The sequence below is a fragment of the Achromobacter sp. Marseille-Q4954 genome, from assembly GCF_943737025.1.
Taxonomy (GTDB): domain Bacteria; phylum Pseudomonadota; class Gammaproteobacteria; order Burkholderiales; family Burkholderiaceae_B; genus Achromobacter; species Achromobacter bronchisepticus_A.
In genome coordinates this window covers 3,455,622-3,469,715 of the sequence record NZ_CALSFQ010000001.1, presented here as the reverse complement: position 1 = coordinate 3,469,715, position 14,094 = coordinate 3,455,622, and the positions used below count along the sequence as shown (strand labels likewise).

General features: G+C 65.6%; 11 protein-coding genes. 4 read left to right on the top strand and 7 right to left on the bottom strand.

The annotated features are described in order from the left end of the window. The 7 genes from asnB to coq7 all read right to left on the bottom strand — a co-directional run bounded on the left by asnB (position 1) and on the right by coq7 (position 9,450). A complete protein-coding gene (asnB, locus tag NGK62_RS16175) occupies positions 1-1,932 on the bottom strand; it encodes an asparagine synthase (glutamine-hydrolyzing) (protein ID WP_054451972.1) in 1,932 nt (643 codons plus the stop codon). A 45-nt stretch (positions 1,933-1,977) separates the two neighbouring features. Then, entirely contained in the window at positions 1,978-3,120 is a 1,143-nt protein-coding gene (locus NGK62_RS16170) for a glycosyltransferase family 4 protein (RefSeq protein WP_251879173.1), read from the bottom strand. Then, positions 3,121-4,470 carry a murein biosynthesis integral membrane protein MurJ gene (gene murJ, locus NGK62_RS16165; protein ID WP_251879171.1) on the bottom strand — a complete coding sequence of 450 codons (1,350 nt, stop codon included), beginning with the start codon at positions 4,468-4,470 and terminating at the stop codon, positions 3,121-3,123. 1 nt (position 4,471) lies between these two features. After that, positions 4,472-5,497 (bottom strand): SDR family oxidoreductase, encoded by a 1,026-nt coding sequence (locus NGK62_RS16160; RefSeq protein WP_059371328.1) that lies wholly within the window; start codon positions 5,495-5,497, stop codon positions 4,472-4,474. Between the two features lie 9 nt (positions 5,498-5,506). Beyond that, entirely contained in the window at positions 5,507-6,784 is a 1,278-nt protein-coding gene (gene tviB / locus NGK62_RS16155) for a Vi polysaccharide biosynthesis UDP-N-acetylglucosamine C-6 dehydrogenase TviB (protein ID WP_251879169.1), read from the bottom strand. 102 nt (positions 6,785-6,886) lie between these two features. Then, complete coding sequence (locus NGK62_RS16150) at positions 6,887-7,993, bottom strand: MraY family glycosyltransferase (RefSeq protein WP_013396215.1); 1,107 nt, start codon at positions 7,991-7,993, stop codon at positions 6,887-6,889. Between the two features lie 779 nt (positions 7,994-8,772). Then, positions 8,773-9,450, bottom strand: coding sequence for a 2-polyprenyl-3-methyl-6-methoxy-1,4-benzoquinone monooxygenase (coq7, locus tag NGK62_RS16145; RefSeq protein ID WP_118931380.1), 678 nt, complete (start codon positions 9,448-9,450; stop codon positions 8,773-8,775). Positions 9,451-9,574: 124 nt separating this feature from the next. Between coq7 and NGK62_RS16140 the strand changes: the two genes are divergently transcribed. The 4 genes from NGK62_RS16140 (at position 9,575) to NGK62_RS16125 (ending at position 14,094) form a co-directional block, all read left to right on the top strand. Continuing rightward, positions 9,575-10,018 carry an OsmC family protein gene (locus tag NGK62_RS16140; RefSeq protein ID WP_088142589.1) on the top strand — a complete coding sequence of 148 codons (444 nt, stop codon included), beginning with the start codon at positions 9,575-9,577 and terminating at the stop codon, positions 10,016-10,018. Between the two features lie 110 nt (positions 10,019-10,128). Then, positions 10,129-11,100 (top strand): thymidylate synthase, encoded by a 972-nt coding sequence (locus tag NGK62_RS16135; RefSeq protein WP_059371324.1) that lies wholly within the window; start codon positions 10,129-10,131, stop codon positions 11,098-11,100. Positions 11,101-11,460: 360 nt separating this feature from the next. Further along, positions 11,461-13,524, top strand: coding sequence for a putative bifunctional diguanylate cyclase/phosphodiesterase (locus tag NGK62_RS16130; RefSeq protein ID WP_118931381.1), 2,064 nt, complete (start codon positions 11,461-11,463; stop codon positions 13,522-13,524). 84 nt (positions 13,525-13,608) lie between these two features. Then, positions 13,609-14,094, top strand: coding sequence for a dihydrofolate reductase (locus NGK62_RS16125; RefSeq protein WP_059371322.1), 486 nt, complete (start codon positions 13,609-13,611; stop codon positions 14,092-14,094).

The following is a 14,094-nucleotide window of genomic DNA, read 5'->3' as shown; positions in this document are numbered from 1 at the left end:
TCAAAGACTCCCAACCGATCCTCCCTGCTCCTTGCCACCGCGGTAGCGGTCAAGCCAGGCCTGCATCATCAACACGCCCCACAGATGGCTGTCCCAATTGCGATGGCCCGACGTATGCTCGCGCCATTTGCGCAGAATGGGTTCGGGCTCGAACCAGCCTTCCTGGCGCAGGCGCGCCGGGTCCAGCAGCGCATCGGCCCATTCGCGCAGCGGGCCGCGCAGCCATGCGGCCAGCGGCACGGCGAAACCGCGCTTGGGGCGGTCCACCAACGCCTGCGGCACATGGCGGTGCAGCACCTGGCGCAGCAGCCACTTGCCCGTGTTGCCGCGCACCTTGTATTGGTGCGGCAGGCTCCAGGCGAACTCATATACGCGGTGATCGATCAGCGGCACGCGCGTTTCCAGGCTGACGGCCATGGCGGCGCGATCCACCTTGACCAGGATGTCGTCCGGCAGGTAAGTCACCGTGTCCAGCTTCATCATGGCTTCGAACGTGGAACCCTGCATCGCCCGGGCGAACTCGGACACCGGTTCCACGCCGCCCTTCACCACGCTGGAAGGATCGGCCCAATACGATACGAAATGGCGGTAGAACTCGCCGCGCGTATCGGTGCGCAGCAGTTCGCCCAGCTTGCCGACCTTGCCGCGCCAGGCGCCGCGCCCGGGGAGATGGGTGGACGCGCTCAACAGCGCGCCGGCGGGCTTGCGCAGCAGCGCCGGGACGCGCTCGCATTGCTGCCACCAGTTGTTCACGCGGAAATAACGCGAATAGCCGCCGAAAAGCTCATCGCCGCCATCGCCGGACAGCGCCACGGTAACGTGCTGGCGCGCCATGCGCGTGACCAGCGAGGTCGGAATCTGCGACGAATCCGCGAACGGCTCGTCGTACATGTCGGCCAGCGTGGGCACCACGGCCAGCGCATCCTCCGCCGTCACGTACAGTTCGGTATGGTCGGTGCCCAGATGCGTGGCCACCGCCTTGGCATGCTGCGCCTCGTCGTAGCCCTTCTCGTGAAAGCCGATAGCGAAGGTCCGCACGGGCTGCGAGCTCTGCGCCTGCATCAAGGCCACGATGGTGGACGAGTCGATGCCGCCGGACAGGAAGGCGCCCAGGCTCACGTCTGACAGCATCTGGCCGCCAACCGCCTTGGACAGCACGCCTTCCAGCGCGTCGGTCGCCTGCGCATCGGATTCGAACGACAGCAGCGATTGCGCCGAGGTGTCGGCGGCCTCGCGGGCCGACCAGTACACGCGCGGCTCGGGCATGCGACGGCTGCGGGTATCGTCGGCCGTGAATTCGACCCAGGTACCCGGCGGCAGCTTGGCAATGCCCTGGTAAATCGACTGCGGCGCCGGAATGTAGTTGTGCCGCATGAACGACGCCAGGGCGTTGCGGTTGAGCTCGCGGCCGAAGCCGGGAATCGGCATCAGGCCCTTGAGTTCCGACGCGAACACCAGTTCGGCGCCTGAGTAGCCGTAGTACAGCGGCTTCTCGCCCATGCGGTCGCGCGCCAGCATCAGCTTGCGCGACGCGCGGTCCCACAGCGCGATGGCGAACATGCCCACGGCGGCCTGCAAGGTGGCTTCGATGCCCAGGGCGGTAAAGCCCGCCAGCAGCGTTTCCGTATCGGAATGGCCGCGCCAGGACGGCGCCAGCGCCGATTGCTCGAGCTGCTTGCGGATGTCCAGGTGGTTGTAGATTTCGCCGTTGAACACCATGACATAGCGGCCGCAGGCCGACGTCATGGGCTGATGGCCGGCCTCGGTCAGATCCAGGATCGCCAGGCGCACATGCGCCAGCGCCAGTTCGGCCTCGGGGTCTTCCCAGAAACCATTGCTGTCCGGCCCGCGGTGGCGGATGCGGCGGCAGCTTTCCGCCAACACACGTTCCTTGTTCCCGACAGGGCCCCAAATCCCGACTATTCCGCACATGATGAAGTTCTCGTTGTCACTGTAGCAACAGCGCGACGCGCGGCCTCAACGGCCGGTTCCGCGCACGCCGTCAAAAAGTTCCTGCCATTTCTGCAGCACGCGCGCGGCCGAAAAACGGTCGCGCACGTCGATCGCCGCCTGCGCCATGCGCGCGCGGTCCGCGTCATTGCGCATGACGGCGTCCAGCGCCTTGCACAGCGCGGGCACGTCGCCATTGGGGCGCACCAGCACGCCGTCCACGCCTTCGCGGATGATCTCGCGCGGCCCCGTGTCGCAGTCGAACGATACGGCGGCCAGCCCGCTCGCCATGGATTCGAGCAGGGTATTGGACAGCCCTTCGAAGCGCGAGGTCAGCACGTACAGATCGGCGCTTTCATACCAGTCGCCGACGTTGCCTGCTCGCCCCGGCATGAAAATCCGCGACGCCAGACCAGCCTCGCGCACTTGCGCCTCCAGGGCGGGCCGCTCGTCGCCCTCGCCCAGGATAACCAGATCCCAACCGGGATGCGACGCCGCCAATTGCGCGTAGGCCTGGATCAGCAGGTCGAAACCCTTGTCGGCGTGCAGACGGCCCACCGCCAGCAGGCGCTTGCGGCCGTCGCCCGACACCGGGGTCAGAACCGGTTCGGCTCGCGGCAGGGGAAAGTGTACCGGGTTGGGAATGACGGCCAGCTTGCTGCCCGGCACGTGCTGCGCCAGCCAGTCGGCGGTGCCGCGTGTCAGCGCGACCACGCTGGCCGCTCGCGGATACGTCAGCCGACGCAGGCGCTGCCAGAAGCCCGACAGCGTCTGCGAAGGCGGATGCGTATGTTCGGTGGCGATCACCCGGCAGGACAGGCCCGCGCAAGCCAACACCGACAGCACCGACGCCGTCGTCATCATGCCCAGCACGATGTCCGGGCGGAACGACTTGATCACGCGGCGCAAGGCGCGCACCCGTTGCACATTGCTCCAGATGCCGCGCAGACCACCGCCCTCGCCCGCCGTATGCAGGACCTCGCGACGCACCTTGGGGTGCAGCGTGTAGACGTCGCCCTCTGCGCTGGCCTGCGTCACCACCATGACTTCCCGGCCCATGTCCGCCCAGTGCGCGCTCAGGTCCGCAGCCACGCGTTCCGCGCCGCCGCCATGCAGGGAGTGGATGAACAACAGGACGCGCGGCGCCGGGCCAGTATCGGTCACGGGCATTCAATCGGCCTCTTTGGGTTCAACTTTGCGCATCGCCACCGCCAGGTAGCAGGCAAAGGACAACAGATACATGAGGCTGGTCGCCAGCATGATGCCGGCCGCGCCCATCCTGGGCGCCAGCACGGTGTTCAACACCGCCTTCAGGGCGAAATTGGCGACGGCGATGGCTGCCATCACACGATAGCGGTTCTGGCTGGCCAGCAGTTGCACCAGGATCAGCACGCCAAAATAGAACGGCAACTGCAGCAGCCCCCAGCGGAACACATGCGCCACGGCCTGGGTATTCTCGGCGGTGAAGGCGCCGCGCTGGAAAAGCACGGACACGCCCCACGGCGCCAGCACCCAGCCCACGGCGACGGCAACAGCGCCTGCGGCCACCATCAGCACCGACCATTTGAGAGCCATGCCGCGCGCACGAGCGGTATCGCCCCGCGCTTGCACATCGGCCAGCACCGGCAAGGCCGCCCGCCCCACTGACACGGCGCCGATCCCCAGCACCAGCGACAACAGCCGGCTGGCGTAGCCCAGCGTGGCGTTGGCGTTCGCGCCCAGGTTGGCGGCGGCGTACTGGTCCAGCGGACCGACGAAACTCATGGCCACCTGGCCGATCAGCATCACGCCCGCGGCCCCCAGCAGTTCGGGCCAATGCGGCGATTGCAGCGTCAGCCGGGGCGCGCCCCAGAAACCGCCATCGGCGCGCGCCGCCAGCCACGCCAGCCAGACCGTCTGGATCGCGTAGCCGACCAGCGTGCCCCACAGCAGCGGCCCGACGCCGTCGGCGCTGGCGGCCAGCATCACCCAGGCCAGCGTCGCCACGGCCGGTACGCTGTCCAGCAGGGTATTGACGTGTCTTTCCTGCGCCCGCAGCCGCGCAGCGCTGATGCCGGCGACGAGCAGCAGCGCCGACACCGGCGCGAACGCGGCAAGCAGCTGGCCCGTCATGTCGCTCACACGGGCCGACAAGCCCTGGCCCAGCACGCCGACCACCTGCGGCCAGGCGAACCAGGTCAGCAGCGCCAGCGCGATGCCTGCGGCCGCCACCCAGCCCTGCAGTTCGCGGATGAACAGATTTCTTTCGGCGGCATCGGCGCGGCGCAGCCGCACCAGCACCGGGATCAGGACCACCGACAGCACGCCCACGATGGTGACCGGCAGCCAGGTAGCCATGGTCATCGTGAACTGGTAGGCGTCCACGGCGTCGCTGACGCCGTAGCGGTACGCCACCGCCATCTCCTTGATGGCGCCGGCGGCCTTGCCCAGCAGCAGAAACACCGCCACCCGGAAGGCGCCCTTGAAGATGCGCTGATGGTCCGGGTGGATGCTGCCGAGTTTTCTGACGAGTGCTTTCAAATCAACGCAGGAATTGCGTGTACCAGGGCATGGCCACTTCCAGGCCTTGCAGCACGGTGTGCGTCGGCTCGTAGCCCAGCAACCGGCCCGCCTTGCTGACGTCCGCCTGCGAATGGCGCACGTCGCCGGCGCGGAAGTCGGCGTAGACCGGCTTCTTGCCATAAGCCACGTCTTGATTGCCCAGGGCTTGCACCAGGAAGCCGAACAGTTGGTTCAAGGTGCTGCGGCCGCTGACCGCCACGTTGTAGACCTGGTTGCGGCCTTCCGGCGCGGCCATGGCCGCGAGAATGTTGGCCTGCACCGCGTTGTCCACGAAGCAGAAATCGCGGCTGGTCTCGCCGTCGCCGTTGATGGTGACGTCTTCGCCCTGGATCATCGCGGCCGTCCACTTGGGGATCACGGCCGCATAGGCGCCGTTGGGGTCCTGCCGCTTGCCGAACACGTTGAAGTAGCGCAGGCCGACCGACTCGAAGCCGTAGGAGCGCGCGAAGACGTCCGCGTAGAGTTCATTGACGTACTTGGTGACCGCATACGGCGACAGGGGATTGCCAATGTTCTCCTCGACCTTGGGCAAGGCCGGGTGGTCGCCATAGGTCGAGCTCGAGGCTGCGTAGACGAAGGATTTGACTTCGGCATCGCGCGCCGCCACCAGCATGTTCAGGAAACCGCCGATGTTCACCTCATTGGTGGTGATCGGATCCTTCAAAGAGCGCGGCACCGAACCCAGCGCGGCCTGGTGCAGCACGAAATCGACGCCCTGCGCCGCGCGGCGGCAGGCTTCCAGGTCACGGATGTCGCCTTCGATAAAGGTAAAGCGCGCCCACTGCTCGGGCGTGACCGAGTCGCGCACCTCGTCCAGGTTGTGCTGATGGCCGGTGGCGAAGTTGTCCAGGCCGGTCACGGTCTGGCCCAGCTTCAGCAGGGTCTCCAGCAGGTTCGACCCGATGAAACCGGCGCAGCCGGTCACCAGCCATTTGCGCGGCGCGGCAGACAGTTCCTTCTTGATGGTCTCAAAGCGTGTGGTCATGGGCAGTCCTTACAGGCGCAGATCGGATTCGGAAGGCGAAAGCACGTACTTCAGGTCATACAGGATGTGCTGCGCCTTGCCGAGCTTGCGGATGCCTTCCGCGCCCATCGCCTTGAACTGATTGTGCGCCACGCCCAGGATCACGGCGTCGTACTTGCCTTCGTCGGGCTTGGCCACCGGGGTCAGGCCGTATTCGTGCATGGCTTCTTCGGGATCGACCCACGGGTCGTACACGTCGACGTCGACGTTGTAGTCGCCCAGTTCCTTGACGATGTCCACGATGCGCGTGTTGCGCAGGTCGGGGCAGTTTTCCTTGAAGGCCAGGCCCATCACCAGCACACGGGCGCCCTGCACGTGGATACGGCGCTTGGTCATGGCCTTGACCAGTTGCGACACCACGTAGCTGCCCATCGAGTCGTTCAGGCGGCGGCCCGCCAGGATGATCTCGGGGTGGTAGCCGATGGATTGCGCCTTGTGGGTCAGGTAGTACGGATCCACGCCGATGCAGTGGCCGCCGACCAGGCCCGGACGGAACGGCAGGAAGTTCCATTTGGTGCCGGCTGCCTGCAACACGGCTTCGGTGTCGATGCCCATCTTGTTGAAGATCAGGGCCAGCTCGTTGATCAGCGCGATGTTCACGTCACGCTGCGTGTTCTCGATGACCTTGGCAGCCTCGGCCACGCGGATGCTGGACGCCTTGTGCGTGCCGGCGGTGATGATCTGCTTGTACAGCTGGTCGACCAGCTCGGCCACTTCGGGCGTCGAGCCGGAGGTGACCTTCTTGATGGTGCTGACGCGGTGGTCCTTGTCGCCCGGATTGATACGCTCGGGGCTGTAGCCGGCGTAGAAGTCCACGTTGAACTTCAGGCCCGACACGCGCTCCAGCACCGGCACGCAGTCTTCTTCCGTGGCGCCAGGATAAACGGTGGATTCGTAGATGACGATGTCGCCGCGCTTGAGCACGGCGCCGATGGTCTCGCTGGCCTTGACCAGCGGGGTCAGGTCCGGCTGCTTGTATTCGTCGATGGGGGTCGGCACGGTCACGATGAACACGTTGGCCTGGCCCAGCACGGCGCGGTCCGCCGTGTAGCTCAGCTGGGTTGCTTCCTTCAGCTCTTCATCGCTGACTTCCAGCGTATGGTCGTGGCCCGCCTTGAGCGCGTCGATGCGACGCGTATTGATATCGAACCCGATGACCGAACGCTTCTTGCCGAACTCCACCGCCAGGGGCAGGCCGACATAGCCCAGGCCGACAACAGCGAGTTTCACATCCTGAATTCGCAACATAACTCTCCCTTCACCGTAGAACGATTACGGCATTTCAAATATGGTCGGGTAATTAAGAAAAGATTACCGAGCCCCCGGCGGCAGCCGCCGGGGCGCCCAAAACTAATCGGAAGTCCGCAAAACGGATGGCAGCAGCAGCCAGCCTGGCCGGCGCCAGGACACGAGCCGCGAATACAGCCAGATATAGACGGCGGCGAACACCACCAGGCTGGCGCAAAGCGCCCAGGCGTTGTCCCACCAGATGGTCGCGGGCACCAGGCCGATCAGGGCCAGCACCCACATGTAAGGCGAGGCCAGCGCATTGCACAGCGCGGGCACCGCATGCCGCCGGCCGCGGCTGAACGTGACCCGCACCAGACGGCGGAACACCAGTTGGTGCAAGTGCAGCGCATCCGGCTGGTCCACGGGCACGCCGCGCTTGAAGCGCCGGCGCCAGATCGAAAAACCGGTTTCGAAGACGGGATAGAACAATACGGCCAGCGCGTAGAACGGCGACACCGAAGGATTGCGCACCACCAGCAGCACGGCCAGCTCGGCCAGCATGAAGCCCAGGAAGTACGCGCCGCCATCGCCCAGGAACACGCGCCCGAACGGGAAGTTCCAGACCAGGAAGCCCAGCGTGGCCGAGGCCAGCGCCGCCGCCACCAGGAAAATCGGCACGTCGCCCACTTGCAGCGCCACCAGGCTGATCGAGACGGCCATCAGCGTGGCCACCATGCCGGCCAGGCCGTTCATGCCGTCAACGATATTCAGCGCGTGCGTACAGCCGCCCACCGCGAACATGGTGAACAGCAGCGACACCGGCCAGAAGGACAGCACGTAATCCACCGGCGCCATCCCCACGCGGCTGACGCCGCCCAGCAGCCACCAGGCGATCGCGGCCGACAGGAAGGCAGCCAGCAGGCGCTTGCTGGCGCCGATGTCCTTGGTGATGTCTTCGAGCAGGCCTGCCACGAACACGGGCAGCGCCGCAACGAACAGCGCGGGCCAAAGCCAGGTCAGCGTCATGTTGCTGGGTCCGAGGACCAGCAGGCCCGCCAGCGTACCCGCGAGCACGGCCAGCCCGCCGACGCGAGGCGTGGCGCGGGAATGGTTGGCTTGGGGCTTGTTGAGGTCGCTGTCGCCGGTGAAGGCGCCATGCCAGCGCTCCGACGCCACGATGAGTCCCCCCACCATGAATGCGACCACGCAAATGTACAGCCAGGTCACCGAGTCACCTCTGGTTGGTCTATCGAGACAGGCCCGCCATTATCGGTGGCAGGTGTAACGCCCATATATGGGAGGAATAAGGAAGTGCAATTCACCGGCACAGAACGTAACGCATTGCGCCATGTCGCCAGTCCCAGGCAGAAACTGTCATTTGGCAGGATCGCCAAGGCGAAACCGCGCAGGCGCGGAAATAGGGGTTTCATGGAACGATTGTAGAACTTTCCGCCCTGACGCACGCGAAATATCCAAGGGAAAACGCGAAGGCCGCCCTCTGACGGAAGTGCCAGGCAGGGCTACAGGCGATACTCCGTCACAGCTAAATGGGGACACATCAAAAACATCGAAAAAAAAGCCCGAGATCGTGAGATCTCGGGCTAAATCCACCAAAGGAGGAGGGTGGAGGAGACAACCGTGGCATGTTGGGAGCTGGCCTTCCGCTCGCTACGCTTTCGGGGTTTTGCACCGCGCCGACTGCGTTTCAACATCCGATGTATGAATAGTACCGAGGTTTTTTGTGCGATGCAAGAATTTTTTTAGCCTGTCGCGCAAGAGATTTTTCGCGTTGCAAATTTGCCGCAAAGTCCTGGACTCCCCTCTGGAAACCCGCGCCAATCAATGGCTATTCCAAAAACAGGGTTTTTGCCAAATGGGTAAACCCGCCCGGGGCTTACCCTAGCCTCTATCGGGTTATCCCGCTCTGGATTTTGCACCGAGATGGTGCGCCCGGCACCAACTTGCAGCTATTTTTGCGCATTGCAACATTTCACGTTTCAGGCGTATCAGACCCAGTAAGCGGTGGTCGTCATGACCTTCGACATGGCCCGCATCGCGGCCTTTACCGGCGCCGGCAAAGGAACACCGCCCGCCGCTTCCGCGCTGGCGCGATGCTGCGCCTCGTCCTCTTTCATCTTGTGCACGATCTGGCGCGAGCGCTCGTCCTGCACCGGCAAGGTGCGCAGATGTTCTTCCAGATGCGCTTCGACCTGCTTTTCGGTTTCCGCCATGAAACCCAGGTTGCGCGGCACGCCGGCGTAGCTGGCCAGCACGCCAAGCGCAAACGAACCCGCGTACCAGACCGGATTCAGCAGGCTGGGGCGGCTGCCCAGTTCCGTCAGCCGCTGATTGCACCAGGCCAGGTGGTCCACTTCCTCGGAGGCCGCGTTCAGCAGCAGGGCTCGGGGCGCGGGCTCTCGGCATACCGAAGCCTGGCCCCGGTACAGCGCCTGGGCGCAGACCTCGCCCACATGATTCACCCGCATCAGGCCGGCCGCGTGGCGCTTTTCCTGGGCCGACAGGGCTTGCGGCGCCTCGTCGGCAGTGGCCGGATACGGGCGGCCGGCAGTGGCGCTGCCGGACAGCACCCGCAACGCGCGGTCGGCCTCGGCCAGCAGCGCATCCACGGGGCTGATGCGGCGCAGGAAGGAAACGGGGCTGGGGCGGGACAGAGCGGTGGACATGGGACAACTCCTCGGCAAGGCTGGCACGCACACCCCTGATGCGGGGCGGGGCTCTCATGCCCGGAATTGTACGCAACAGGTATCATCAGCCATTGACAGCGCTCAAGCTCAAGGACACGACAATATGGAATGCACGATCGACTGGGGCGGCCCGAACGGCATGCTCTTCACCGCCAGCACCGGCAGCGGCCACGTGGCCGTCATGGACGGCGCCGTGGACGGCGGCGGGCACAATCTGGCCCCCCGTCCCATGGAAATGCTGCTGGCCGGTACCGGCGGCTGCACCGCCTACGACGTGGTGCTGATCCTCAAGCGCGGACGCCACGCCGTCAGCGGCTGCAGCGTCAAGCTCCAGGCCGACCGCGCCGATGCCGACCCCAAGGTCTTCACCCGCATCCATTTCGCCTTCACCGTCACCGGCCGCAACCTGCCGCGCGCCGCGGTCGAACGCGCAGTGCAGCTGTCGCACGAAAAATACTGCTCGGCCTCGGCCATGCTGGAGAAAACCGCGGCGCTGACCTTCTCGGTCGAGATCGTCGACACGCAGGAAACGCCCGCCGCGGCCTGAACCGCGCCCGCGTGGTGTAATTCGTCTATCCGTAACTTATAAGAGCCGCCGCGATCCGTTCGCGGCGGCTGTCTGCGTCACCCGCCGGGCGAGCGTGCGCAAGGACCGCCATGAAACAATACCTGGACCTCGTTCAATCCATCCTGGACACCGGCGCGTGGCAGGAGAACCGCACGGGCATACGCACCCTGAGCATGCCGGGCGCGTCGCTGCGCTTCGACCTGCAGAAGGGCTTCCCCGCTGTCACCACCAAGAAGCTGGCCTTCAAGTCCGCCATCGGCGAAATGGTGGGTTTCTTGCGCGCCTCGCGCAGCGCGGCGGAATTCCGCGAGCTGGGCTGCAAGGTCTGGGACCAGAATGCCAACGAGAACAGCCAGTGGCTGGCCAACCCGTACCGCGAAGGTCCCGACGACCTGGGCCCGGTCTACGGCGTGCAATGGCGCCAGTGGCCGGCCTACAAGATGCTGGACGCCAGCCGCTCGGCGCAGATCGCCGACGCCCTGTCGCGCGGCTACGCCAAGGTCGCCGATCTGGAGGAAGGCGGCGCGCCCAAGGTGCTGCTCTACAAGGCGGTGGACCAGCTGCGGCAATGCCTGGACACCATCCACGAACGGCCGGGCGACCGCCGCATCCTGTTCCACGGCTGGAACTGGGCGCAGATCGAGGAAATGGCGCTGCCCCCCTGCCACCTGCTCTATCAATTCCTGCCGAACGCGACCACCCGCGAAATATCGCTGTGCCTGTACATCCGTTCCAACGACGTCGGTTTGGGTACGCCATTCAACCTCACGGAAGGCGCGGCCCTGCTGCATCTGGTTGGCCGACTGACCGGCTACACGCCGCGCTGGTTCACCTATTTCATCGGCGACGCGCACATCTACGAAAACCACCTGCCGATGCTGCGTGAGCAACTCACGCGCGAGCCCTACGAAGCGCCCACGCTGGTGCTGTCGGACCGCATTCCCGATTTTGCGGTCACCGGACGCTACGAGCCCGAATGGCTGGAGAAGGTGGAACCAGGCGACTTTTCGTTGTCGGGCTACACCCATCACGCCCCCCTCACCGCCGCCATGGCCGTGTAGACAGTGGCTGCCTGCGTGCCCTGGGCCGCAGGTGAAGATTGGTGAGCTTCTGGAAGCGCGTTTTCGGTATAACCCATCCCTTAGCCATGGGCGCGCGTCCAGAAATGCCCGCGCGCCATTGCTTCCGACCGGCACCTGCCGCGCCGTGCCTGTCGCTCGCAGCGAAACCGGGCCGTTCGCCCGGCAGCGCCGTCCGCAGGCGTTGCTCAGCCGCACTCCCCTTCCCAAAAAGAGAGCACGTGTATCACCAGCGTCGACCGCCGAATTCTGTCTTGCGACCGACTTGCAACCATAGACTACCAATTGAATTGATATGAAGCCCGCGCGGCGGCAGCATGCGCCAAGGACAGGACCCTACCAATGCTCGTCGGAACTTATAACCCTTCGCTCGTCCTCGTATCTCTAGGAGTCGCCATCCTGGCGTCCTACACGGCGTTGGGCATGGCCAACCGCGTCAGAGCCTCGAACGGGTTGCCCAGCGCGCGCTACTGGCTGGCGGGCGGCGCGTTCGCGATGGGCGTGGGCATCTGGTCCATGCATTTCGTGGGCATGCTGGCCTTCAGCCTGCCCATTCCCATGGGTTACGACCTGCCGCTGACCGTCCTGTCGCTGGTCATCGCCATCGGCTGCTCCGCCTTCGCCCTGTGGACCGTGAGCAAGGACGAGCTGCCGCGGCGGCGGCTGGTGATCGGCGCCCTGCTCATGGGCGCCGGCATCGCGGCGATGCATTACCTCGGCATGGCCGCCATGCTCATGGAGCCCGGCATTGTCTATGACGCCAAATGGTTCGCACTGTCCATCGTGATTGCCGTGGCCGCCTCCGGCGCGGCGCTATGGATCACCTACCGGCTGCGCCACGGCGGCCCCCGCGTGGTCTGGTCGCGGCCGCTGGCGGCAGCGATCATGGGCATCGCCATCGTCGGCATGCACTACACCGGCATGGCCGCCGCCGGCTTCCCCGCGGGCAGTATCTGCATGGCGGCCAACAGCGGCATTTCGGCCGGCTGGCTGGCCATCGCCGTGACCGCCGTGACCCTGAGCGTGCTGGCCATCGCCCTGCTGGTCGCGGTGCTGGACAACCGGCTGGAGGCGCGCACCTCGGCCCTGGCTTCATCGCTGGCCGAGGCCAATGAAGAACTGGTGCAACTGGCGCTGCACGACACGCTGACCAAGTTGCCCAACCGCATCCTGCTGGAAGACCGGCTGGAGCAGGCGATCGAAAGCGCCAGCCGGCGCAAGGGCTATTTCGCGGTGCTGTTCTTCGACCTGGACGGCTTCAAGGCGGTCAACGACGCGTACGGACACCACACCGGCGACGCCCTGCTGATCGACCTGGCGCAGCGCATCCGCCAGACCTTGCGCACACAGGACACGGTGGCGCGCCTGGGCGGTGACGAGTTCATCGTACTGAGCGAAGTGGTCGAACCCACCGACGCGGCCAATGTGGCCGACCGTCTCATCGACGCCATCGCCCGCCCCGTCACGGTCTACGGGCATGAGGTGATGGTGACCTCGAGCGTGGGCATCGCCATCTATCCCAACGACGGCCAGGACACCCACGCCCTGCTGACCAACGCCGACGCGGCGATGTACCACGCCAAGCGCCTGGGCGGCACTGGCTACAGTTTCTTCGAACCGTCCATGAACGCGGACGCGCACGAGCAGATCGAACTGCTGCACGACCTGCGCCTGGCGCAGGAACGCAACCAGCTCGTCCTACACTACCAGCCCAAGTACGAAGCGCCCGCCGGCCCGATCATCGGCGCCGAGGCGCTGCTGCGCTGGAACCATCCGACCCGCGGCCTGGTTGGCCCGGACCAGTTCATCCCCACGGCGGAAAAGACCGGCCTGATCCTGTCCATCGGCGAATGGGTGATCAACGAGGCCTGCCGCCAGATGCGTGAATGGATCAACGCGGGCCAGGGCCACTGGACCATCGCCGTCAATATTTCAGCGTTGCAGTTCGCCCACGCCAGCCTGGTGGAAACGGTGCGCTCGGCCTTGGAACGCCATGGCGTGCCGCCGGCCTGCCTGACCTTGGAAGTGACCGAATCCACCGCCATGCGCGACGCCGAGGCCAGCCTGGCGGTGCTCAAGCGCCTGTCGAACCTGGGCGTGACGATTTCGATCGACGACTTCGGCACCGGCTATTCCAGCCTGCTCTATCTGAAGCGGCTGCCGGCCACCGAGCTGAAGATCGACCGCGGCTTCGTCAACCAGCTGGAAAACGACAACGAAGACGCGGCCATCGTGTCGGCCATTGTCGCGCTGGCGCAGCAGCTCAACCTGCGCATCGTGGCTGAGGGCGTGGAAACGCCGGCGCAGCAGAAGTTCCTGACCGGCCTGGGCTGCGATTCGCTACAGGGCTTCCTGCTGGGCAAACCCATGCCCGCCACCGAATTCCTGGAACACGCGGTCGACTGAGCGGCCGGCGCGGCGCAAGCCGCCGCGCAAATTTGCTACGCTTGCCGTAGCCAACCGGCCGAACCCCAACCGTCCCGACCCCGCATGCCCGCCAGCCTTACCCTCATCGTCGCCTATTCCACCAATCGCGCCATCGGGCGCGACAACGCCCTGCCCTGGAAACTGCCGGGCGATCTGGCGCATTTCAAGCGCAGCACCCTGGGCCACCCCATCATCATGGGCCGCAAGACCTGGGACTCGCTGGGCCGGCCGCTGCCCGGCCGCAGCAACATCGTGATCAGCCGCAATCCCGATTTCAGCGCCGCGGGCGCCATCGTGGCGCCGTCGCTGGAAGCGGCGATCCAGGCCTGCGGCGACATCGACGCGGCCTATGTGATCGGCGGCGCGCAAATCTACGCGCAAGCCCTGCCGCTGGCGCAACGCGTGCTGGCCACCGAAGTCCGCGCCGAGGTCGAAGGCGACGCCTTCTTCCCCTTGCTGCCCGCCTTTCAATGGAAGGAAACGGCGCGCGAAGCGCAGCCGGCCGAAAACGGCTACGAATACGATTTCGTGACTTACGAGCGGCAGTGA